The organism is Alloalcanivorax marinus (assembly GCF_016785095.1).
GTDB classification, from domain to species: domain Bacteria; phylum Pseudomonadota; class Gammaproteobacteria; order Pseudomonadales; family Alcanivoracaceae; genus Alloalcanivorax; species Alloalcanivorax marinus_A.
Window position 1 is genome coordinate 443,359 of sequence record NZ_JAEKJB010000008.1, and the last position, 20,770, is coordinate 464,128.

24 protein-coding genes are annotated in these 20,770 nt (G+C 67.5%); 13 read left to right on the forward strand and 11 right to left on the reverse strand.

Annotated elements, in window-relative coordinates:
* Positions 1-3: 3 nt before the first annotated feature.
* From JF515_RS09065 to JF515_RS09075, 3 genes are all read right to left on the reverse strand, one after another.
* On the reverse strand, positions 4-2,418 hold the full coding sequence (locus tag JF515_RS09065) for a TonB-dependent siderophore receptor (RefSeq protein WP_203103400.1): 2,415 nt from the start codon (positions 2,416-2,418) through the stop codon (positions 4-6).
* Between the two features lie 70 nt (positions 2,419-2,488).
* On the reverse strand, positions 2,489-3,442 hold the full coding sequence (locus JF515_RS09070; RefSeq protein WP_338015192.1) for a FecR family protein: 954 nt from the start codon (positions 3,440-3,442) through the stop codon (positions 2,489-2,491).
* Positions 3,439-3,975: a sigma-70 family RNA polymerase sigma factor gene (locus tag JF515_RS09075; protein ID WP_203103404.1), complete on the reverse strand. Its 537-nt coding sequence runs from the start codon at positions 3,973-3,975 to the stop codon at positions 3,439-3,441. The genes JF515_RS09070 and JF515_RS09075 overlap by 4 nt, the downstream gene beginning before the upstream one ends.
* Positions 3,976-4,178: 203 nt before the next feature.
* On the opposite strand from JF515_RS09075, the gene lptM reads away from it, so the two are divergent.
* The 4 genes from lptM to JF515_RS09095 are packed head-to-tail and all read left to right on the forward strand — an operon-like array spanning position 4,179 to position 7,672.
* On the forward strand, positions 4,179-4,361 hold the full coding sequence (lptM, locus tag JF515_RS09080) for an LPS translocon maturation chaperone LptM (RefSeq protein ID WP_194297525.1): 183 nt from the start codon (positions 4,179-4,181) through the stop codon (positions 4,359-4,361).
* A complete protein-coding gene (lysA, locus tag JF515_RS09085; RefSeq protein ID WP_203103406.1) occupies positions 4,361-5,602 on the forward strand; it encodes a diaminopimelate decarboxylase in 1,242 nt (413 codons plus the stop codon). Before lptM ends, lysA begins: the two co-directional genes overlap by 1 nt.
* 16 nt (positions 5,603-5,618) lie before the next feature.
* On the forward strand, positions 5,619-6,455 hold the full coding sequence (locus JF515_RS09090) for an HAD-IIB family hydrolase (protein ID WP_203103409.1): 837 nt from the start codon (positions 5,619-5,621) through the stop codon (positions 6,453-6,455).
* Entirely contained in the window at positions 6,452-7,672 is a 1,221-nt protein-coding gene (locus tag JF515_RS09095; protein WP_203103411.1) for a glycosyl transferase, read from the forward strand. The genes JF515_RS09090 and JF515_RS09095 overlap by 4 nt, the downstream gene beginning before the upstream one ends.
* 40 nt (positions 7,673-7,712) lie before the next feature.
* Here JF515_RS09095 and JF515_RS09100 read toward each other — a convergent pair whose 3' ends face one another.
* A complete protein-coding gene (locus JF515_RS09100; RefSeq protein ID WP_203103413.1) occupies positions 7,713-8,543 on the reverse strand; it encodes a 23S rRNA (adenine(2030)-N(6))-methyltransferase RlmJ in 831 nt (276 codons plus the stop codon).
* A 184-nt stretch (positions 8,544-8,727) separates the two neighbouring features.
* Here JF515_RS09100 and dapF point away from each other — a divergent pair, with 184 nt between their 5' ends.
* The 5 genes from dapF to JF515_RS09125 are packed head-to-tail and all read left to right on the forward strand — an operon-like array spanning position 8,728 to position 12,235.
* Entirely contained in the window at positions 8,728-9,582 is an 855-nt protein-coding gene (gene dapF, locus JF515_RS09105; RefSeq protein WP_203103415.1) for a diaminopimelate epimerase, read from the forward strand.
* Positions 9,579-10,292, forward strand: a complete 714-nt coding sequence (locus JF515_RS09110; RefSeq protein WP_203103417.1) for a DUF484 family protein — start codon at positions 9,579-9,581, stop codon at positions 10,290-10,292. Before dapF ends, JF515_RS09110 begins: the two co-directional genes overlap by 4 nt.
* Positions 10,293-10,297: 5 nt before the next feature.
* Positions 10,298-11,206, forward strand: coding sequence for a tyrosine recombinase XerC (gene xerC, locus JF515_RS09115; protein WP_203103419.1), 909 nt, complete (start codon positions 10,298-10,300; stop codon positions 11,204-11,206).
* Between the two features lies 1 nt (position 11,207).
* On the forward strand, positions 11,208-11,912 hold the full coding sequence (locus JF515_RS09120) for an HAD family hydrolase (RefSeq protein ID WP_203103421.1): 705 nt from the start codon (positions 11,208-11,210) through the stop codon (positions 11,910-11,912).
* Between the two features lie 5 nt (positions 11,913-11,917).
* Positions 11,918-12,235, forward strand: a complete 318-nt coding sequence (locus JF515_RS09125; RefSeq protein WP_203103423.1) for a YqcC family protein — start codon at positions 11,918-11,920, stop codon at positions 12,233-12,235.
* A 77-nt stretch (positions 12,236-12,312) separates the two neighbouring features.
* Here JF515_RS09125 and JF515_RS09130 read toward each other — a convergent pair whose 3' ends face one another.
* Both JF515_RS09130 and JF515_RS09135 read right to left on the reverse strand, forming a co-directional pair.
* Entirely contained in the window at positions 12,313-13,299 is a 987-nt protein-coding gene (locus JF515_RS09130) for a hypothetical protein (RefSeq protein WP_338015193.1), read from the reverse strand.
* Positions 13,300-13,374: 75 nt separating this feature from the next.
* On the reverse strand, positions 13,375-13,578 hold the full coding sequence (locus tag JF515_RS09135; RefSeq protein ID WP_203103425.1) for a hemin uptake protein HemP: 204 nt from the start codon (positions 13,576-13,578) through the stop codon (positions 13,375-13,377).
* Between the two features lie 172 nt (positions 13,579-13,750).
* Between JF515_RS09135 and JF515_RS09140 the strand changes: the two genes are divergently transcribed.
* On the forward strand, positions 13,751-14,269 hold the full coding sequence (locus tag JF515_RS09140) for a DUF6231 family protein (RefSeq protein ID WP_203103427.1): 519 nt from the start codon (positions 13,751-13,753) through the stop codon (positions 14,267-14,269).
* Between the two features lie 86 nt (positions 14,270-14,355).
* Entirely contained in the window at positions 14,356-15,048 is a 693-nt protein-coding gene (locus JF515_RS09145; protein ID WP_203103429.1) for a hypothetical protein, read from the forward strand.
* Between the two features lie 17 nt (positions 15,049-15,065).
* Here JF515_RS09145 and JF515_RS09150 read toward each other — a convergent pair whose 3' ends face one another.
* Positions 15,066-16,718, reverse strand: coding sequence for a site-specific DNA-methyltransferase (locus tag JF515_RS09150; RefSeq protein ID WP_203103431.1), 1,653 nt, complete (start codon positions 16,716-16,718; stop codon positions 15,066-15,068).
* A gap of 162 nt (positions 16,719-16,880) precedes the next feature.
* On the opposite strand from JF515_RS09150, the gene JF515_RS09155 reads away from it, so the two are divergent.
* Both JF515_RS09155 and JF515_RS09160 read left to right on the forward strand, forming a co-directional pair.
* Positions 16,881-17,222 (forward strand): helix-turn-helix domain-containing protein, encoded by a 342-nt coding sequence (locus JF515_RS09155; RefSeq protein WP_203103433.1) that lies wholly within the window; start codon positions 16,881-16,883, stop codon positions 17,220-17,222.
* A gap of 126 nt (positions 17,223-17,348) precedes the next feature.
* Positions 17,349-17,702, forward strand: coding sequence for a helix-turn-helix domain-containing protein (locus tag JF515_RS09160; protein ID WP_203103435.1), 354 nt, complete (start codon positions 17,349-17,351; stop codon positions 17,700-17,702).
* Between the two features lie 13 nt (positions 17,703-17,715).
* Here the strand turns inward: JF515_RS09160 and JF515_RS09165 are convergent, their stop codons facing one another.
* Genes JF515_RS09165 through JF515_RS09180 form a run of 4 tightly spaced genes read right to left on the reverse strand, consistent with a single transcriptional unit; the run spans position 17,716 to position 20,725 of the window.
* Positions 17,716-18,225: a dihydrofolate reductase gene (locus JF515_RS09165; protein WP_203103437.1), complete on the reverse strand. Its 510-nt coding sequence runs from the start codon at positions 18,223-18,225 to the stop codon at positions 17,716-17,718.
* A gap of 25 nt (positions 18,226-18,250) precedes the next feature.
* Complete coding sequence (locus tag JF515_RS09170) at positions 18,251-19,084, reverse strand: thymidylate synthase (protein WP_203103439.1); 834 nt, start codon at positions 19,082-19,084, stop codon at positions 18,251-18,253.
* Positions 19,085-19,088: 4 nt separating this feature from the next.
* Positions 19,089-19,892 carry a prolipoprotein diacylglyceryl transferase gene (lgt, locus tag JF515_RS09175; RefSeq protein ID WP_203103441.1) on the reverse strand — a complete coding sequence of 268 codons (804 nt, stop codon included), beginning with the start codon at positions 19,890-19,892 and terminating at the stop codon, positions 19,089-19,091.
* A 29-nt stretch (positions 19,893-19,921) separates the two neighbouring features.
* Positions 19,922-20,725 carry a sulfite exporter TauE/SafE family protein gene (locus JF515_RS09180; RefSeq protein WP_203103443.1) on the reverse strand — a complete coding sequence of 268 codons (804 nt, stop codon included), beginning with the start codon at positions 20,723-20,725 and terminating at the stop codon, positions 19,922-19,924.
* Positions 20,726-20,770: the final 45 nt, after the last annotated feature.

The window sequence follows — 20,770 nt, forward strand, 5'->3', positions numbered from 1 at the left end:
CGCTCAGAAGGCGTGGCGCAGGCTCAGTGTCACGCTGCGCGGCGCGCCGAAATAGGTCTGCCGGGTGCCACCCAGGCGCGAGTAATAGTACTCGTCGAAGACGTTGTCCACGGTAAGAGTGACCTCGGAGCCCGGCGCGTAACGGTAGCCCGCCTGAAGGGTGGTCACGGTGAAGTGCTCCTGGGTAGCGCGGATGCCCTGGGTCTCATACCAGATCTGGCTCTGCGAGCGCACCCCGCCACCCACGGACAGGCCATCCAGGGACCCCGGCGCGAAACGGTAACGGGTCCACAGGCTGAAAGCGTGGCGTGGCACCTGACTGTTGAACACGCCCTCGCCCCCTTCCTGGTACTCGGTGTCGGTGTAGGTGTAGCCGGCCTTCAGATTCCAGCGCGGCAGCAGCTCACCGCTAATCTCCAGTTCGCCGCCCTCGCTGACCACCTCGCCGGCGGCGATGGCGTAGCCGGTTCCCGGAGGCGCCGCCGGATCGGTCATTGAGCGGTTGCGGTCCTCGATACGGAACAGCGCCGCCTGGGCGGTAATGCGCCGCGTCAGCCCTTCGGCCTTGAGGCCGATCTCGTACTGGCGGCCCTCGCGAGGTTCCAGGATGTCGTCGTTGCTATCACGGGTGGTCTGCGGCGCGAAGATGGTGCTATAGCTGGCGTAGGCCGAGAGCCGCCGGGTCAGATCCTGGACGATGCCGGCGTAAGGCACGAACTCCCGGGGCCGGCTTTGCTCCGCCTGGTCGTTGAGCCGGTCCTCGGTGTTCCACCAGGCCAGCTGCCCGCCCAACAGTACGGTGGTGTTGTCCAGGGGCCGCAGGCGCACCTGACCATAGAGCGCCGACTGCTCGGTGGTGGCTTCGGTGCTGTTTTCCACCGCCAGATCCGGCTCCGGGACATGCACGTCCGGGTTGAAGATGTCCTGGTAGATGATGCCCTGGCCGTAACTGGACAGGTTGTAGCCCACGTCCCGGCGGTTGCGACGCCAGTTGGCGCCCACCAGCAGTTCGTGCTGGCCACCGAAAGCGGCGAACGGCAGGTTCAGGTGGGCGTCCACGGCGGTGTCCACCTCTTCGGTTTCGATGGCGATCGGCAGCATGCCCACCAGGCCGGTGTTGGGGTCGATGGGCGTGGCCCCCCAGCCCAGGTGTTTGCTGTCGGCGCGACGCCGCAGCCGGCGGGCGCTCACCGTGGCGCGGCCGCCGTTGTCCAGAGCGTGGGCCAGCTCGGCGAAGACGCTGGTGATGCTGTCGTCCTTGTAGCCCCAGTCCGCGCCCACGAAGGTGGAGCGGGACAGATGCGCGAGCTCCCCGTCCGGATAGATCGAGACCCCGTAAAAGGGCCGGAAATCACCGCTCTGGTGGGCGGCGCCGGCGGTCAGCGTGGTGCGGTCCGTGAGGTCGTAGGCCAGGGTGCCGTAGATCACCTTCTTTTTCGAATAAACGTAATCGGTGAACGATTGGCGGTCGTCGTACACCGCCACCGCCCGGCCGCGCAGACGACCGCCCTCGCTAAGCGGGCCGGTAACGTCCAGCTCGCCCCGGTAGGCATCCCAGGAACCGGCGGACAACGCGCCGCTGGCCTGGAACTGGCGGCGGGCGCGCTTGCGCACGAAGTTCAGGGTGCCGCCGGGGTCGCCGGCGCCGTCCAGCAAGCCGGTGGGGCCGCGCCAGATTTCCACGCGGTCGTAGAGCGCCATGTCGAAGAAACTGGTGCTCCAGGTGCCCTGCCCGGCGCCCACCGGCATGCCATCGATCTGGTAGCTGTTGAAGTCATAGCCCCGGGACGAGACGTTGTCGGTACCGGTGCCGTAGCCGGACACCGTGATGCCGGTGGCGTAGCGCATGGCTTCGGCCAGTGTATGGGCATTCTGCTCGTCGAGCTGCTGGCGGGTGACCACCGATACCGACTGCGGCGTTTCGCGCAGGGAGCGGGCGCTCTTGCCGATGGTCACCACCTCGGCGGCATAGGCCCCGCTGTCCTCGGTGCGGCCCGGGTCCGCGGCCAACCCGCTGCCGCGCACGGATACCGGCGCCAGCCGACGCGTCCGGGAGGCATGCACGGCGACCGTGCGCGGCCCCTGGAAGTCGGCGTACAAGCCGGTGCCGGCAAGCAGTTCAGCGAGCCCTTCCCGGGCGCTGTAGCGACCGCGCAAGCCGGGACTGGCCTTACCGGCGGTGAGCCCGGCGTCGATGGACAGTTCCAGGCCGGCGGCCACGGCGAAGCGGTTGAGCACCCGGTCCAGGTCGCCGGCGGCAATGTCGAAACGCTGGCGGGTGTCTTGCGCGGGTGCCGCCGCCGGCGCCTGGGCGCGAGCCGGGGCGGGCACCAGCAGGGCCGGCACGACGACCAGCGTGGCGGCGCCCAGCAGGCCAGCCACGGCGGAGCCGGCGGCGCGGCGCGAAAATACGGTCATGGGGTCCCCTCTCGATCACATCGGAATTTCAGTGTCTTCTACTGGTCTTCCGAACGAACGCGGCGATCCCTCAATCTTTTTTCTCGATGCGGATCCACAACGGCGTGTAGTGGCGCACCCGCACCGGCAGAGCCCGGGCCAGCGCGTCCAGCGCGCGGTCCGTGTCGGTGAGCGAAAACACACCGGTGACCCGCAGGCCGGCCACCTCGGGCTGGTACTGCACCAGCCCGTGGCGGTAACGGGCCAGCTCGCCGGCGAATTCCGCCACGGTCATGCGCTCCGCCACCAGTTGCCCGCGCCGCCAGGCCGGCGCCTCCTCGGTAAGCGGGCGCGGCGTGCCCACCCGGCCGGCGCGGAAGGCCGCGCCATGACCCGCGTCGAGACGCACCGGCCGGGCCTCGCCGCTGGCGCGCAGCGACACGGCCCCCTGGTACACCGCCACGCGGGTGTCCCGGTCGGTGCGGCGTACCGTGAAACGGGTGCCCAGGGGCCGCACCGCGCCGTCCCGGGTGCGCACCCGGAAAGGCCGGGCATCGCCATGGCCGGTGGTCACCAGCACTTCCCCCCGGTGCAGGCGAATTTCCCGCCCCCGGTCGTTGAAGTCCACGTCCAGGGCGGTATCGGTGTTGAGCACCAGAACGGTGCCATCGGCCAGGGTATGGGTGGCGGCCTCGCCAACGCCGGTGGCCAGATCCGCCCATTGTCGCTGCCACAGGCCCTGGCGGGCACCGCCATAGCCCAGGGCGCCAAGGGTGAGCGCCGCCGCGCCCAGGCCCAGCACCTGGCGCCGGGTCAGGGGCGCGCGCCGGGCCAGCAGATCGCTACGGGCAGCGTGGGCCGGTACCGAACGCAGGGCGCCGTCCAGCTCCAGCAGGTGCCGCCAGACCCGCTCGTGGCGGGGGTCCGCCCGGCGCCAGGCGTCGCAGGCGGCGTGATCGCCGTGGTCGGCGTCGTCCCGGCCCAGGCGCGCCAGCCAGCGGCTTGCCTCGCGCACCAGGGCCGGGTCCAGGAGGTCGTCGCTCACGGGCGGCGCTCCAGGGCGGCACGCAGGCACACTTCCAGGCCCCGGGCGATGTACTTCTCCACCGAGGACACGGACACCCCCAGGCGCTCGGCGATGACGGCATAGGACAAACCTTCCAGACGGGACATCAGGAAGGCGCGGCGGGGTTTGTCCGGCAAGCGGTGCAGCAGGGCGTCGATTTCCACCAGGGTTTCGATTACCTGGGCCCGGGTCTCTTCGGAAGGCACCTCCGGCTCGGGAAGCTCGCGCAGGGCCTCCAGGTAGGCAGCCTCGATGCGCCGGCGGCGGAACAGGTCGATCATCAACCCCTTGGCGATGCGGGTCAGATGCCGGCGCGACTGGTGCGGCTCCGGCAACCGGCCCCGCACCAACACCCGCAAGTAGGTGTCCTGGGCAAGATCGGCGGCGGTGTGGGAACAGCCCACCCGAGACCGCAACCAGCCGGACAGCCAGCCGTGGTGGTCGGCGTACAGCACGCCCAGTTCCCGCCGCAGGCTCGCTTGCGCTTGGTTGCGTTCCGCTCTGTCGGTCATAGGAATGCCGCGCGGCCCCTCGCCCTTTGCCATTGGAAAGAGCGGGCAATATAAATAATAACCATTCTCACGGCAAACCAGCGGACGGCCTCGTGCCGGGTTCCGACCTTTTTTCACGGCCGGGGCACTGATACGCCGCGCCAGAGCGGCTATACTGCCGGGTTCACGGACCCCGACCTTATCGCTCAACCCGGAGTTTTTCGATGCGCGCATTCGGTGTAGTGATGATCACCGCGCTGCTGGCCGGTTGTGGCCAGAAAGGCCCGCTGTACTTCGCGCCCCAGGAGCCGGCCCGGGCGGCGCCACCGGCCCAGGACACGCCCGCGGCCACGTCCGACGATGAGGACGCCGACGGCAAACAGGACGACGACTCGGAACAAGACTGATGGACCCTTTCTCCTATCGCGACGGCACGCTGTTCGCCGAGGAAATGCCAGTGGCACAACTGGCGGAACGCTTTGACACGCCCCTTTATCTGTATTCCCGGGCGGCGCTGGAGGAGCGTTACAACGCCTTCGATGAGGCCTTCGGCGACCATCCGCACCGCATCTGCTACGCGGTAAAGGCGAACAGCAACCTGGCGGTGCTCAACGTGCTGGCACGCTGCGGCGCCGGCTTCGACATCGTCTCCGGCGGCGAGCTGGAGCGGGTGCTGCGCGCCGGCGGCGACCCGGACAAGATCGTGTTTTCCGGGGTCGGCAAGACCGCCGAGGAAATGGCCGCTGCCCTGAAGGCCGGCATCCATTGCTTTAACGTGGAATCCGCCGCCGAGCTGGAACTGCTCAATCTGGTGGCCGGCGAGCTGGACACCCGCGCGCCGATCTCGATTCGCGTCAATCCGGACGTGGACGCCCAGACCCATCCGTACATCTCCACCGGGCTCAAGGAAAACAAGTTCGGCGTCGACATCCAGAAGGCACCGGCGCTGTACCAGCGCGCCACCGAACTGCCGCACATCACGGTGCGCGGCATCGACTGCCACATCGGCAGCCAGTTGACCCGGCTGGACCCGTTCGAGGATGCCCTGGAGCGCGTGCTCAAGCTGCTCGGCGAACTGCAGGCCCTGGGCATCGAGATCCACCACCTGGATCTGGGCGGCGGCCTGGGCGTGACCTACCGGGACGAGACCCCGCCGGCGGCGGCGGACTATGTGGCGGCGCTGCTCAAGCACATCCCCGGCGAACTGCCGGTGCACATCGAGCCGGGCCGCTCGATCGCCGCCAACGCCGGGCTGTTCATCACCCAGGTGCTGTTCCTCAAGCCCACCGAGCACCGTAACTTCGCCATCGTCGACGGCGCCATGAACGATCTGATCCGGCCAAGCCTGTACTCCGCCTGGCAGGACATCGTGCCGGTAACGCCCCACGAGGCGGATTGCCGCGACTGGGACATCGTGGGCCCGGTGTGCGAAACCGGCGACTTCCTGGGCAAGGATCGGGCCCTGGCCCTGGAGCCCGGCGATTTGCTGGCGGTGCGTTCCGCCGGCGCCTACGGCTTCGCCATGGCCAGCAACTACAACAGCCGCAACCGTCCCGCCGAAGTCATGGTGGACGGCGATCAGGCCTTCCTGGTGCGCGCTCGGGAGACCCTCGAGGATCAGTTGCGCCTGGAAACCCTGCTCCCTTGAGGCCGGGGACGCCGCCATGATCCTCGACCGCCGACTACTGGTGTTCACGGATCTGGACGGCTCCCTGCTGGATCACCACGACTACGACTGGTCGCCGGCGGCGCCCTGGCTGGAACGGCTGGCCGCCGCCGGCGCGGCGGTAATCCCGGTGACCAGCAAGACCCGCGCCGAACTGACCGCCCTGCGCCGGGAGTTGGGTCTCGCCGGCACCCCCTTCGTGGCCGAGAACGGCGCCGTGATCGGCCTGCCCACCACCTGGCGACGCCCGGACGATCCGCCCGCCGACGTCGATGACCTTACCCTGCTTACCCCCGGCGACGATGCCGCCTCCCTGGCCGGGCGTCTGCACCGGCTGGCCGCCGAACAGGATGCGCCGGTGCGCCTGCTGTCGGAGCTGAATGACGCGGAGGTGGCCGAGCTGACCGGCCTGTCGCCCTCGGAAGCGGCCCTGGCGCGCCGCCGGGAAGGCAGCCAGCCGCTGATCTGGGATGGCGATGAGCCGGGTTGGCGGCGCTTTTGCATGGCCTTGCAACGGGACGGCCTGACCGTGACCCGGGGAGGGCGCTTCCATCACGTCATGGGCCATGTGGACAAGGGCCGGGCGGTGCGCTGGCTGGCCGAGCGTTTCCGGGCCCTGCACCGGGTGCGGCCCGCCACCCTGGGCCTGGGCGACGGCCCCAACGATGTGCCCCTGCTCACCGCCTCGGACCGGGCGGTGCTGATTCGAGGCGCCCACGGGCTGCCGGTAACCGTGCCCCACGAGCATCTGTACCGCACCCGGCACAGCGGCCCCCGGGGCTGGGCGGAGGGGCTGGACCACTGGTTGAGCAATTCCTTGGAGGACGGCGGATGAGCGATTTCTACCAGAACGGCGTGATCACCAATTTCCACAATCTGAACCAGCGTTCCCTGGAGGATCTGGAACAGGAGCTGGTGCGCTGCGCCCGGCGCCGGCCCATGGGGCTGATCCTGCCGTCGCTGTATTCGGAGCTGGAGGGGCCGGCACTGAACCATATCGTCGATGAGCTGGCGCGGGTGCCCTACCTCAACGAGATCATCATCGGCCTGGACCGGGCCGACCGGGACCAGTTCCTGCGCGCCCGCGAGTTCTTTTCCCGCCTGCCCCAGCACCACCGCATCCTGTGGAACGACGGCCCGCGCCTGCGCGCCCTGGACGCGGAGCTTCAGACCGAGGACCTGGCGCCCTCGGAGCCGGGCAAGGGCCGCAATGTCTGGTATTGCGGCGGCTACGCGCAGATTTCCCGGCGCACCGAGGCGGTGGCGCTGCACGACTGCGACATCGTCACCTACGACCGTGGCCTGCTGGCGCGGCTGATCTACCCGGTGGCCAACCCCCAGTTCAACTACGAGTTCTGCAAGGGCTATTACCCGCGCATCGCCGACGGCAAGCTCAATGGCCGGGTGGCGCGGCTGATGGTGACGCCGATGCTGCGCGCTCTGAAGAAGATCTACGGCAACCTGCCCTACCTGGAGTATCTGGACAGCTACCGCTATCCGCTGTCCGGGGAGTTCTCCATGCGCACCGACCTGCTGGAGAGCATCCGTATTCCCAGCGACTGGGGGCTGGAGATCGGCGTGCTTTCCGAGGTACACCGCAATTACTCCACCAAGCGGCTGTGCCAGGTGGACATCGCTGACGCCTATGACCACAAGCACCAGCCGATGTCCGAGGACGACCAGGCCGGTGGCCTGAACCGCATGAGCCTGGACATCGCCAAGGCGCTGTACCGCAAACTGGCGACCCTGGGGGTGCAGATTAACGCGGAGGATTTCCGCACCATCAAGGCAACCTATTACCGCATCGCTCTGGACCTGATCGAGGCTTACTACAACGACGCCCTGATGAACGGCCTTAAACTCGACCGGCACAGCGAGGAGCAGGCGGTGGAGCTGTTCGCCGACAACCTGATGGTGGCCGGCCACGCCTTCCTCGAGCATCCCCGGGACAAGCCCTTCATTCCCAGCTGGAACCGGGTGCAGGCGGCCTTCCCGGATCTGCTGGATCGCCTGCACGAAGCCGTGGAGCTCGACAACGCCGGGGACGTTTGAAGGGTTGGTCTCTCCATCTGGGCCGCGTCTCGGGCCGCTCCTACTGAGACAGGACCAACTGCTGGCCGCCGCCGCCCTGGCTGAGGGTGCGGTGCAGGACCGGCAGAGCCGCCCGCAATTGCTCGCCCAGGGTCCAGGGCGGGTTGAGTACCACCATGCCGGAGCCGGTCATGCCCCGGGCGCCGCCGTCGCGGAGCACGCACAACTCCGCGCGCAGGTGCTGGGGCGCCAGGGCCATGAGCCGCGCCGCGAACCGGTCCGCCCGGCGCCGCTCCAGCAGCGGGTACCAGATCGCGAAACAACCGGTATTGAAGCGCCGCAGCCCCTCCTCCACGGCCGCCAGGGTGGCGGCCTCGTCGCCGCCCAGTTCATAGGACGGGTCGATCAGCACCAGCCCCCGTTTGTGGGCCGGCGGCAGCAATGCCTTGATGCCGGCCAGGGCGTCCTGTTTGACCACGCGGACGCGCCGGTCGTCCTGGAAACGGGCTTCCAGCAGTTCGAAATCGGTGCCGTGCAGTTCGGTGACCTGCAGGCGGTCCTGCTCGCGCAGCAGGGCGGCGCTGATCGCCGGCGAGCCGGGGTAATGGCTAAGCGCTCCCGGGCGGCTGAAACCGGCCACCACATTCAGGTAGCGGTTGATCAGCGGCGCCTCGAAGCGCTGCTCCCAAAGGCGACCGATACCTTCCCGGTATTCCCCGGTTTTCTGCATATGGGCGTCGTCCACGGCGTACAGCCCGGCGCCGCCGTGGGTATCGTGCACCACGAACGGCTTGTCCTTGAGGCGCAGGTGATCGAGCACCGCCACCTGGACCATATGCTTGAGCACGTCCGCGAAGTTGCCGGCGTGGTAGGAGTGGCGATAGGAGAGCATGGGTGCATCCGCGGCGTTGGGAGCCGCCCATTGTAGGTAGGAGCGGCTTCAGCCGCGATAGACTTTTGCTGTTGCCGCGGCCGGACCGGCCTCTCCGTTGCCCCGGTCCTCTCCCCGCCCTGTTCCCGCGCCCGAGCGGCCCGTACAATAGTGCGTCCAGACAAACAGCCCGACGGGTTCCCCCATGCGCCTTCGCTTTACCAAAATGCACGGCCTCGGCAACGACTTCATGGTCGTCGACGGCCTGTCGCAGCCCCTCCCCGAGGATGGCCCTCCGCTGTCGGAGACGGATTTGCGACGCCTGGGTGACCGTCACTTCGGCGTCGGTTTCGATCAGTTGCTGGTGGTACAGCCGCCCCGCCACGAGGGCGTGGACTTCCGCTACCGGATCTTCAACAGCGATGGCTCCGAGGTGAGCCAGTGCGGCAACGGGGCGCGCTGTTTCGCACGCTTCGTGCGCGACCAGGGCCTGACCCGCAAGCACGAAATCCGGGTGGAAACCGCCGAGGGCCTGATGACCCTGAAAGTCACCGACGACGGCCTGGTGACCGTGGACATGGGGGCGCCGCGCTGGGCGCCGGCGGCGATCCCGTTCCAGGCCGACGCCGAGGCGGACACCTATATCCTGGTGGCCGGCCAGAACGCCTATGAAGTGTCCGCCGTGGGCCTGGGCAACCCCCATGTGGTGCTGCTGGTGGAAAACGTGGATACCGCGCCGGTGGCCACCCTGGGCCCGGAGCTGGAGCGCCACGAGCGCTTCCCGGAGCGGGTCAACGCCGGCTTCATGCAGATTCTCAACCGCCACGAGATCCGCCTGCGGGTGTTCGAGCGCGGCGCCGGCGAAACCCTGGCCTGCGGCTCCGGTGCCTGCGCCGCGGTGGTGTGTGGCCAGCGCCGTGGCCTGCTGGACGATGACGTCACCGTGCATCTGGCCGGCGGCACCCTGCAGGTGCATTACGACGGCCAGGGTGGCATCCGGATGACAGGCCCGGCCAGCCGTGTCTATGATGGCGAAATCGACGTGGAGGCTCCCGCATGACCGACGATACCCTGCCCGGCGCCGATCAGGTGGCCGCCTTTCTGCGCCGCCATCCGGAATTCTTCCAGGATCGGCCCGACCTGCTCGAACTGATGCGTTTGCCGGACCCGCGCGGGCCGGCGGTTTCGCTGCTGGAACGCCAGGCCTCGATCCTGCGCGACCGCAATCAGGAACTGCGCGAACGGCTCAACGGGCTGATCGACGTGGCCCGGGAAAACGACCTGCTGTTCGAACACACCCGCCGCCTGACCCTGGCGCTGCTGGAAGCGCGCAGCACCGACAAGCTGCTGCGCCAGTTGCTGCGCGGCCTGGAGGATGAATTCCGCTGCGACACCGTGTCCCTGTTGCTCCACGACCGGGAAGCCAAGCTGCTTGGCGAGGTGCGCAAACAGGTGCGATTCATGGACCCGGACGACCTGCCCAGCGCCCTGGGCCCGCTGCTGCGCACCGGCAAGGCGGTGTGCGGCATCCTGCGCCAGGCGGAGCTGGAAGCGCTGTTCCAGGACCGGGCGGAGCAGGTCAAATCCGCCGCCGTGGTGCCCCTGGAGCATAATGGCCGCCTGGGCGTGCTGGCCATTGGCAGCGCCGATGCCATGCACTTCCGCAGTTCCCTGGGCACCCTGTTCATCACCCACATCGGCCAGGTGCTCAGCCGCCGGCTGGTGGAAGTGAGCGGCCCCGCCGCCGCCCGCCACGCGCAACGCGCCTGACCGCCGTGGACTCCCGGCAGGCGGCCATCGACGCCTTCGTCCGCCACCTGGCCAGTGAGCGGCGGCTGTCGCCGCACACCGTCAAACACTACCGCCGCGACCTGAACACCGCCGCCGAAGCCCTGGATCTGGACTGGGCGGCGGTCACCGCCCACGACGTGCGCGCCCTGGTGGCGCGCCTGCACCGGCGCGGCCTGGGCGGGCGCAGCCTGCAGCGGTTGCTGTCCTCGCTGCGCACCTTCTACACCTGGCTGATCCGCGAACGGCGCGCCACCGATAATCCCGCTTTGGACGTGCGCGCCCCGAAAAGCGGACGCCGCCTGCCCAAGGCCCTGGACGCCGACCAGACCCGCGCCCTGCTCGACCACCCGGACGGCGACGGCCCCCTGGCGCGCCGCGACCAGGCCATGCTGGAGCTGCTGTATGGCTGTGGCCTGCGGCTGGCGGAATTGCTCAGCCTGGACCTGGACAGCGTTTCCGCCGGGTCGGCGGAGCTGGTGGTCACCGGCAAGGGCAACAAGACCCGGGTACTGCCGGTGGGCAAGCCGGCCCTGGCGGCCCTGCGCGCCTGGCTCCAGGCGCGCCCCAGCCTGGCCCACGACCCGGAGGAGCGCGCCCTGTTCGTCAGCCAGCGCGGTCGCCGCCTGTCGCCCTCCGCCGTGCAGCAGCGACTGCGCCGCGCCGCCCGTGCCCGTGGTCTGGGCGATCATCTGCACCCACACAAGCTGCGTCATTCGTTCGCCACCCACGTGCTGGAGAATTCCGGTGACCTGCGCGCCGTCCAGGAATTGCTTGGCCACGCCAACCTGAGCACCACCCAGGTCTATACCCACCTGGACTTCCAGCACCTGGCCAAGGTGTACGACGGCGCCCACCCACGGGCACAACGCAAGAACGAAAAAGAGGATTCCTGACATGGCGCTGCGACTGATCACCTTCGACCTGGACAACACCCTGTGGCCGGTGGACGAGGTGATCCGGCAGGCGGAGCGCGCCACCAGCGAATGGATCGCCGAGTGCCACCCGGACGCCGCCGAGGCGCTCACCGCCGGCCGCATCCGCGCGGTACGCGACCGCCTGGTGCGTGAACACCCGGATTACCTGAACAACCTCACCCGGCTACGCCGCGACGCCATGGCCGAGGCCTTCATCGCCGCCGGCTTCGCCGACCGGGAAGCCCGCCATATCGCCGCCGATGCTTTCCAGGTTTTCCACCAGGCGCGCAACCAGGTGACCTTCTTCCCCGGCGCCCTGGAGGTACTCGAGACCCTGGCGGACAGCTACGCCCTGGGGGCACTCAGCAACGGCAATTCGGATCTGAAGCGAGTCGGCATCGACGACTTGTTCGCCTTCCATCATTCCGCGGAAAGCGTGGGCCGGCGCAAGCCGGAGCCGGACATGTTCCATGCCGCCCTGCGCAGCGCCGGAGTATCAGCGGACCAGGCCCTGCATGTGGGCGACCATCCGCTGGAGGATGTGGATGCGGCCCGCCGGCACGGTTTTCAGGCGGTGTGGGCCAACCTGATCGATCTGGACTGGCCGGCGGACCTGGACCGGCCGGCCCATCACATTCATCATCTGCGGGAACTCACCGACCTGCTGCCGCTACTGGACAACTGATCGCCATGACCGACACCCGCCTCGCCCTGAACGGCCTGCTCGACGACCTGCAGACGGAAATGGAAAGCCTGAACCTTTGGGAAGGCCTGCCGCCGGAGCCGGCGGCGTTCGAAAGCGCCACCCCCTTCTTCGCCGACACCATGGCCTTTACCCAATGGCTGCAATGGGTGTTCATCGCCCGCTTCCGGGCGATCCTGGCCGAGAACCACCCGCTGCCGGCGCAATGCGACGTGGCGCCACTGGCCGAGGAAACCCTGCGCGACCTGCCCGAGGAAACCGACCGGCTGGTGGACCTGCTCCGCGAGTTCGACGACCACTTCTAACCGTGAGATCGCGACTGAAGTCGCTCCTACAGCACGATCCAGACCGCGGTAGGAGCGACTTCAGTCGCGATCACGCCCTACGCCATGCGGCGGCCAGGCGCCCCCTCCTGAATCAGGCTGTCGCCCAACAAAGCCAACCAGCCGTTCTCATCCTCACCACCGGACAGAGTCCACAGCCAGCGGCCCTGGGCATCCAGCCCTTCAAGAGCGGTGACCACCCGGCCGGCGCCGGGCCGGCGCAACCGCCAGACACTGGCCACCCGGCCCATGTCCAGGGACACCAACACGCCGTTATGGGCCAGATGGCAATGCCCCTTTTGCCAGCGTGGCGCCGACCAGGGCGCGGTCATGCACAACCGCACGCCGCTGTTGCCGGTGCACACCGTGAAGCCGTGCTCCCGGCGGCTGGCCAGCGCCAGCAGGGAGGGCACGGTCTCCGCCCGCACCGGGCAGGCGAACTTGTCGCGCACCGCCTGGTACAACACCTGGCGGCGGTCGCCGACCCGCGCCAACAACTCATTGAAGCCGTCGTCGTCGCCGTGGGACCACTGCCGCTCCAGCTCGGCCACCGAGGGCACCGCCGCCGGCGGCACCGGCAGACGTGGCGGCGGCGCGCCCAGTTGGCGCTGATCGGGGTGCAGCATGGCGCACACCAGCTCCTCGAAGGCCAGGCCGCCGGTTTCCGGCGCCACCGCCATTTGCTGCACCGGTTCGCCGAAGCGGTCGAAGAACAGCAGGCTGCGGGCGGGCAGATCCGCCACCGGCGCCAGCACCGCCATCACCGAACGCCACAGGGGCAGGTTCAGGTGCTGGTTGAGGCGGCACTGGCTGCCCCTGGATTCCAGCCCGTCCTCGCCGTTAAGCAGGGCCGGATAGCGCATCGATTGGGATACCCGGCCACCGTCGGCGAAGGTGGTGACCACCAGGGCCCCCAGCCGATAGAGCCCCTTGAGGATGGCCAGGGGCTCGTCCTGGAGCCGCAGTACCCGGTCACCGAGGGCGGCTCGGCAATGATGAAAAGTGGTGGATGCCTGGGTCTTGGGCATCAGGGTTGTCACCGTCACGGCGGGCCTCCTTGCGAAATCAGGGAGTGGGCAGCTGGCGACGGCTGGCTTTCCACAGTCAGGGAGAACTCGGTTTTATTTGGTCAGGATCAGCCGGTCGTTGGCGGTGCGCCGCAGCAGGTAGCGCTCGCCACCGTGCTCGATCCACAGCTTGCCGTCCTGGTTAAGCAGTGCCCGGCTGGCCACGCTGCTGTCGTCGGCGATGGCGATGCGACGACCGGCGGGCCGGCGGCTGGCCAGGGCGGGATTGTGCGCGCGGGTCAGGGTGCCTTGGGACATGACATTTCTCCTTAAATGTATTTGAGAATCATTATCATTAGTTAAATCGATACCGTCAACGCCCTTGTGACCCTCGTGGCAAACAATTTTTAACAGCGTCACAGCCAAAAGGCGGCCTATTCCCGATGGCCGGGCCTGGAGGTCCTTCCTTAACCGCCCTAGACTGAAAGCCATGAATACAGCCATTGCTTCCAACGCCATTGAAACGCCGCAGGAAAAGCTGGCGGCCATTCTCGACAGCCACCAGCCGAAAAGCCTGCTGACCCTCAGCCTCAATCCGGTGCCGGTGGCCGAACACTGGGCCCGGGACCACGATTGCGAACTCATCCATATTCAGGAGTTGAATCCGTTCGACGAACTGGAACGCATCCAGCGGGTGGACATGGCCGTGGTCGCCGATCAGCTTGAGTACATGAGCCGCCGCGATGGCGAGGCCCTGCTGGGCCTGCTGCGCAACCTGCACACCGATTCCATCGTCGCGGTGTATCAGCCGCGTCTGGCGCCGGAGAAACTGCGCTGGGCACACAACGGCTTCCTCGCCCTGGGCTGCCGGGAGGAAGGCCACTTCGCCCAGGAAGGCCGCGAACTGGATATCTACAGCTACGACCTGGACAGCTACAACTTCCGGCGTTCCTGGAACAACCCTCGCTTCTGGGCGAACCCGGAAAACTGGGGCAAGTACTGGTGGTGACCGGGCGGGCCAGCGTCGCGCCGCGGCGCTGGTCAAGGCCCGGCGGCTGACGTATGGTGTCGGCGGTTCGCGCAAGGTACCCCGCCATGATCCTGCAACGTCTCAAGGAATCCCTCTATTTCTGGCGCCGCCATCTGGCCGCCCTGTTTCTGGTCAGTGCCCCGTTCACGCTGCTCGGTGAAGCCCTGCAATGGCTGCTGGGGCCGGTGATCGTCAACGGCGCCGACGGCAAGGTGGTGGGGTTCAACGCGCTGAGCATGGCGTTGCTGCTGCTGATCCGTCCGCTCGCCGAAGGCGCCCTGATCGTGCAACTGGCCAGCATTCAGCATGGCCGCCCGCGCGGGCTGCTCGCCTGTGTGCTACCGGCGCTGGCGCGATTCCCGTTCCTGCTGGCCACCTACTTCATGATGGCCCTGGCGGTATCGGTGGGGTGGATGCTGCTGTTCTTCCCGGCGTTGTGGATCTATGCCCGCCTCTGCTTCTCGCCTTTCCGGCTGTTGCTGCGTAACGAAGGGCCGCTGCAATCCTTGCAGTCAGCCTTCGAGCGGTCATCGGCCTGCCAGTGGCCACTGCTGCTGAACCTGGTACTGTCCGGCCTGCTGGTGTTCGCGCTGGCGGCGGTGGTCAACAGCCTGGTGATCGGGCTGCTCGGCGAAAACGCCGGCACCTTGCTGGTCACCGGCCTGATCACGGGCCTGCTGGCGACCCTGGTGAACGTGGTGGCCTTCCGCTTCTGGACCCTGGCGGACGAGCCGCCGGCGGCGCCGGCCCGGGACTGAGCCGGCGCGCTACCCGCTCAGGCGGGCACGGTCTTGAGCTCCGGACGGCGGGTCTCGGGAAACGCCTCCAGGCGGCGCCGGAAGTCCACCGCCGCCGTCAGCGCCCGCCGCGACAGCACCAGCACGTCCATGTCCCGCGCCAGCAGCGCGTCCTGCTCCGCTTCCTCCAGTGCCTCCGAGGCAACCAACAGCCAGCGCCGGCCCTCATGTTCCAGGGCGTGGGCGGTGATCGCGCCCAGTGGCACCGCGCGCAACCGCGTATCCAGGGGCAGCCCCAGTTCCGGCAACCAGTGCCAGGGGTCCGGACGAGCCGGTCGCGTCGGGGCATGCCGCCAGACTCGAAAGCCCTCCTCGCTACCCAGCGCCACGGCGGCCCGGCGCAGCCGCTCCCGGGTCAGATCGGCGATGGTCGGCCAACGCGAATCACCGGTGGGCTCCGGTAGCTGCACCAGCAGGCAACGACGGCGGCCACCGTCCTCCAGGTTCTGCGCCAGCACCGCCTGCCCGGTGGCGCCACTGCCGGCGAAGAAATCCAGCACCAGATCATCCGGCCCGGTGGCCAGCCGCAACAGGAAACGCAACAACGCCGTGGGCTTGGGATAGGCGAACGGCACCTCGCCGTCGAACAGCGCCTGCAGTTCCCGGGTGCCTCCGGTGGCGGTGCCGAAGGTGACACCATCCAGCCAGGTGGCGGCCACCTCGCCGAAAGCGCGCTTTTCCTCCAGGAACACTTTCAGTTGCGGGCGGGCCCGGCCACTGCGCCCGAACACGATGCGCCCGTCCGCGCGTAATGCTTCAAAGCGCTCGGGCCCGGTGCGCCAGCAGCGGCCCGGAGGTGGCCAGAACTCCTCGCCGGTGTGCGGATTGCGGATCGGGTAGGTCAGCCGTGGCCGGCGATTGGGGGCATCGAAGGGGTCCGCTTTCCAGGGGCCACGCGGGTCGTTGTCCGGGTTGCGGTAGCGATCGCTTTTCACCGGCTCGGGGTAGGCGGCGAAACCCGGCTCACGATACCAGAGGGCCTGGTTATCCGGTTTCAGGCGACGCAGCCGGGCACGGCGCCGGCGGGCATAGGCGAGCACGTATTCGTGCTGCACGCACAGATCGGTATCGTTCTGTCGGGAAGTGCGCGACTGCCAGGGGAACATGGCCACGAAGTTACGCGAACCGAACAGCTCGTCGAGCACCAGACGCAGCACATGGACCTCGTGGTCGTCGATGCTGACGAACAGCACACCGTCCTCGCTCAGCAGCTCCCGGGCCAGGGCCAGGCGCGGGTACATCATGCTCAGCCAGCGCCCGTGGTAACGCCCGTCCGGGTGGGCGCCGGCGCCATCGCGGTAGTTATCCGGGTAGAGAAAATCACGGCCGGTGTTGTAGGGCGGATCGATGTAGATCATCTTCACCCGGCCCTGATAGGCGGCGCGCAGGCTCCTCAGCACCACCAGGTTATCGCCCTCGATCACCGAGTGGGGCGCATCCTCGAAGCGCAGGGAATGCTCCGGCAGCGCGCGCAGCACGCCCCGTGCCGGCGCCCGGATCCCGGCCCGGGCCGCCGCCTTGCCCGGCCAGATGAAGGCGTAATCGCCCTCGTCGTGATCACCGCCCGGGTCCGCCAGCGCCAAAGGCTCCAGCCCCTCCCCCGGGACCGGCCAGAATGTCCGTTCATCCATGGTTTTGTCATTTTCCATTTGCATTGCAAAAATCAAATCATACAATTTGGCACAATAGCAATGGAAAATTCTTGCTATTTTGCAGCCGGAAGACTACAAAAACCCAGAGCGCAGACCGGATTTCCGGTCTCGCCCCTCACCACTCAAGGAAAGGACATAACCATGACCAAGGATCTCGACATCGGCGGCCTTCTGCGCGAACGCCGTCTTCAACAAGGCAAGACCCTCAAACAGGTCGCCTCCCGGGCACACACCGATCCGGGCAATTTGTCACGCATCGAACGCAACGAGCAGCAGCTCAGCGTGCCCCGCATGCTCGCTCTGTGCGATGCCCTGAACTGGAAGCCGGAAGAGTTCGTGCGCCGCCTGGAGCGCCGCCGGGGCCACCATGTCGGCGATGTGGCGGCGGACTACAACGGCGCCTCCGGCGGCGGGCTGGAACTGACCTCCGGCGACCGTCTGCAGGTGTCGTTCACCGCGCGCCTGGCGCCCGGCAAGGAGTAACGGGCGTCCGCCCTTGCACGATTTCAAGGGGCGGCCACGTCATATTGCCTATAAGCACAAACCGTGATTTGCACGGTTGCAATTAACACATTGAGGGCGCCAGAGCGGCTACCGACACTTATCAGCATGGATATAGGTGGCATTCTCAAGGAACGGCGCCAGCGCCGGGAAGAAACCCTCGAAGAGGTGGCGTACCGGGCCGGTACGGACGCGGGCAATCTGTCGCGCATCGAACGCAACCGTCAGGACGTGTCCGTGCAGCGTCTGGGGCGCCTGTGCGCGGCCCTGGAGATGTCGCTCACCGAGCTGTTCGAGGAACTGGAGGGGCGTTCCAGAACGCCCCATCTCCGCGACCCGGCCAGCGCCTTCGACAAGGAAACCCGCGAGCTGATCAGCATCGTTTCCGCGCTGACGCCGTCGCGGCGGCGATTGCTTATGCGCATTGCCGAGGACATTCGCGACAGCAAGGGATTGTCGTGAACGGGCGCGCCGTTCAGGCGCGCTGGTAAATCACGAAGGAATAATCGTAGGGGTTGGGCCCTTCGGCCTGGAAATCATCCCGACCGATTTCCCGCCATTGCGCCGCGTCCAGCACCGGAAAATAGGTGTCGCCGGGCACCTCGGCGTGCACTTCGGTGAGGTAGAGCCGATCCGCCCGGGGCAGCGCCAGGGCGTAAATCTGCGCACCACCGATCACCACTACTTCATCCTGGCCATCGATGTGGGCAACGTGCCCGGCCAGCTCCAACGCCTGGTCCAGAGTCTCCACCACCTTCGCGCCTTCCGCCTGGTAGTCCGGCTGGCGGCTGATCACGATATTGGTACGCCCCGGCAGAGGCCGTTTCAGCGATTCCCAGGTGTTGCGGCCCATGACGATGGGTTTTCCCAGGGTGACCTGCTTGAAGTACTTGAGGTCGTTGGGCAGGTACCAGGGCAGTTTGTTGTCGCGGCCGATGACGTTATTGCTGGCCTTGGCGGCCATCATCGCCAGACGAATGCTCATTGGGTCTCCTCGTGGCCGACAGCGGTCAGACCGCGACCGGCGCCTTGATGTGCGAGTGTGGATCGTAGCCTTCCAGGGTGAAATCCTCATAGCGGAACGCATACAGGTCCTTCACCGCCGGGTTGAGCTTCATGCGTGGCAACGGCCGGGGTTCGCGGGCCAGTTGCCGATCCGCCTGCTCCAGGTGATTGCTGTAGAGATGGGCGTCCCCCAGGGTATGCACGAAATCACCGGGCCGCAGATCGCAAACCTGGGCGATCATCAGCGTCAGCAGTGCGTAGGAGGCGATATTGAAGGGCACGCCGAGAAAGATGTCGCCACTGCGCTGGTAAAGCTGACAACTGAGCTTGCCGTCGGCCACATAGAATTGGAACAGACAGTGACACGGTGGCAGCGCCTGCCGCCCCATGGCCGCGTTCTCCCTGGGCGACAGGCGCGGGTCCGGCAGCACCGCCGGGTTCCAGGCGCTCACCACCAGGCGGCGGGAATCCGGGTTGCGGCGAATCTCGGCGAGTACCTCATCGATCTGGTCGATGACGGCGCCATCGGCGGTGGGCCAGCAACGCCACTGCTCACCGTACACCGGCCCCAGATCACCGTCCTCGGTGGCCCATTCATCCCAGATGCTGACGCCGTTTTCCTTCAGGTAGCCGATATTGGTGTCACCGGACAGGAACCACAGCAGCTCATGGATGATGGATTTCAGATGCACTTTCTTGGTGGTCACCAGCGGGAAACCGTGGGCCAGATTGAAACGCATCTGGTGGCCGAACAGGGCACGGGTGCCGGTGCCGGTGCGATCGCCCTTGATCACGCCCTCATAACGGGCGGTGCGGAGCAGGTCCAGGTATTGCTTCATGCCATTACTTCCTTGCCGGGGCCGCCCGGTCATCGTGCCGGTAGGCCCAGAACATCAGGGCGGCGCCGAGGATGATCATCGGGATGCTGAGCAGCATGCCCATGGTCAGCCAGCCGCCGGCCAGGTAGCCGATGTGCGCGTCGGGCTCGCGGAAAAACTCCACGAAGGTGCGGGCCAGCCCATAGCCCAGGCCAAACAGCCCGGTGACGGCGCCCGCCGCGCGCGGGCGGGCGGAATAGAACCACAGCACCAGGAACAGCACCACACCCTCGAGCAGGAATTCATAGAGCTGCGAAGGGTGGCGCGGCACGCCCATGGGATCGGCGGGAAAGACCATGGCCCAGGGTACATCCGCCGGGTGGCCCCACAACTCGCCGTTGATAAAGTTACCCAGGCGACCGGCGCCCAAACCGATCGGGACCACCGGCACGGCGTAGTCGGCGACGCTGAAATAACGCTTGCCGAATTTGCGCGCCAGCAGCCAGAACGCCACCAGCACGCCCAGGGCGCCGCCGTGGAAACTCATGCCGCCGGTCCAGATCTCGAACAGCCACAGCGGGTCGTCCAGGAACTTGCCGAAATTATAGAACAGCACATAGCCGACCCGACCGCCGAGGATCACCCCCAGCGCCACGTAGAACACCAGGTCGCTGACCTGCTCCCGGGTCCAGCCGCTGTCCGGGCGACCGGCGCGATGGCGCAGCAGCCACCAGCCCCCCACGAAACCCACCAGGTACATCAGGCCATACCAGTGAATCTGCAGGGGGCCGATGGCCAGCGCCACCGGATCGATACGGGGAAACTCCATGCCTTTACTCCGTCAGGGCCGGCGGCCACTCACAATAGCAGCTCCAGACCGATGGCGATCAGGAACAGCGCGAAGATACGTCGCAACAGGGCCGAGGGCAGGCGGTGGCTGAGCCGCGCGCCCACCTTGGCCATCGGAAAACTGGTCACCACGATGGCCAGGGCGGCCGGCAAGTACACATATCCCAGGCTCCAGGGCGGCAATTCCGACCGCCCCCAGCCAGTGATCACGAATCCCAGACTGCCGGCCAGGGCGATGGGCAGCCCGCAGGCGGCGGAGATCGCCACCGCGTTCTGCATCGGCAGGCGGCACCAGGACAAAAACGGCACCGTCAGCGAACCGCCGCCAATGCCGAACAGGCTGGAAATACCACCGATCAGCCCACCGGCGGCGGCCAGCCCGCCGGTGCCGGGCAGCCGTTCCGGCAGGTCCTCGCCCACCGGGGTCGCCGCCGGACGGCGCAGCAGCATCTGCAGCGCGATGACGATGGCGAAAAAGCCGAACAGCCGGGTCAGGGCCACGCCGGACAGGCGGTCGGCGACCACCGCGCCGATCAGTGCCCCTACCACGATGCCCCCGGCCAGCCGCCCGGCCACCGGCCAGCGCACATAGCCGGCTTTATGGTGAGCGCGCACGGAGCTGAGCGCGGTAACGATGATGGTCGCCAGGGAGGTGCCCACCGCCATTTGCGCCACGATCGCCTCGTCGAAGCCACGACCATGGAACAGGTAAATCAGCGGCGGCACGATCACCACGCCGCCGCCCAGGCCCAGGGCGCCGCCCATCAGGCCGGCGGCGAGCCCGATCAGGGCGCAGATCAGCACTAGCGTCATGGATGTCCCCTGCCGGAAATGGCGGTTATGCTAGCAGGCCGTTTT

Coding starts and splice junctions, on each gene's coding strand:
- JF515_RS09065 (WP_203103400.1), bottom strand. CDS start 2,418: ATGACCGTATTTTCGCGCCGCGCCGCCGGCTCCGCCGTGGCTGGCCTG.
- JF515_RS09075 (WP_203103404.1), bottom strand. CDS start 3,975: ATGACCGACAGAGCGGAACGCAACCAAGCGCAAGCGAGCCTGCGGCGG.
- lptM (WP_194297525.1), top strand. CDS start 4,179: ATGCGCGCATTCGGTGTAGTGATGATCACCGCGCTGCTGGCCGGTTGT.
- lysA (WP_203103406.1), top strand. CDS start 4,361: ATGGACCCTTTCTCCTATCGCGACGGCACGCTGTTCGCCGAGGAAATG.
- JF515_RS09090 (WP_203103409.1), top strand. CDS start 5,619: ATGATCCTCGACCGCCGACTACTGGTGTTCACGGATCTGGACGGCTCC.
- JF515_RS09095 (WP_203103411.1), top strand. CDS start 6,452: ATGAGCGATTTCTACCAGAACGGCGTGATCACCAATTTCCACAATCTG.
- JF515_RS09100 (WP_203103413.1), bottom strand. CDS start 8,543: ATGCTCTCCTATCGCCACTCCTACCACGCCGGCAACTTCGCGGACGTG.
- dapF (WP_203103415.1), top strand. CDS start 8,728: ATGCGCCTTCGCTTTACCAAAATGCACGGCCTCGGCAACGACTTCATG.
- JF515_RS09110 (WP_203103417.1), top strand. CDS start 9,579: ATGACCGACGATACCCTGCCCGGCGCCGATCAGGTGGCCGCCTTTCTG.
- JF515_RS09120 (WP_203103421.1), top strand. CDS start 11,208: ATGGCGCTGCGACTGATCACCTTCGACCTGGACAACACCCTGTGGCCG.
- JF515_RS09125 (WP_203103423.1), top strand. CDS start 11,918: ATGACCGACACCCGCCTCGCCCTGAACGGCCTGCTCGACGACCTGCAG.
- JF515_RS09135 (WP_203103425.1), bottom strand. CDS start 13,578: ATGTCCCAAGGCACCCTGACCCGCGCGCACAATCCCGCCCTGGCCAGC.
- JF515_RS09140 (WP_203103427.1), top strand. CDS start 13,751: ATGAATACAGCCATTGCTTCCAACGCCATTGAAACGCCGCAGGAAAAG.
- JF515_RS09145 (WP_203103429.1), top strand. CDS start 14,356: ATGATCCTGCAACGTCTCAAGGAATCCCTCTATTTCTGGCGCCGCCAT.
- JF515_RS09150 (WP_203103431.1), bottom strand. CDS start 16,718: ATGGATGAACGGACATTCTGGCCGGTCCCGGGGGAGGGGCTGGAGCCT.
- JF515_RS09155 (WP_203103433.1), top strand. CDS start 16,881: ATGACCAAGGATCTCGACATCGGCGGCCTTCTGCGCGAACGCCGTCTT.
- JF515_RS09160 (WP_203103435.1), top strand. CDS start 17,349: ATGGATATAGGTGGCATTCTCAAGGAACGGCGCCAGCGCCGGGAAGAA.
- JF515_RS09165 (WP_203103437.1), bottom strand. CDS start 18,225: ATGAGCATTCGTCTGGCGATGATGGCCGCCAAGGCCAGCAATAACGTC.
- JF515_RS09170 (WP_203103439.1), bottom strand. CDS start 19,084: ATGAAGCAATACCTGGACCTGCTCCGCACCGCCCGTTATGAGGGCGTG.
- lgt (WP_203103441.1), bottom strand. CDS start 19,892: ATGGAGTTTCCCCGTATCGATCCGGTGGCGCTGGCCATCGGCCCCCTG.
- JF515_RS09180 (WP_203103443.1), bottom strand. CDS start 20,725: ATGACGCTAGTGCTGATCTGCGCCCTGATCGGGCTCGCCGCCGGCCTG.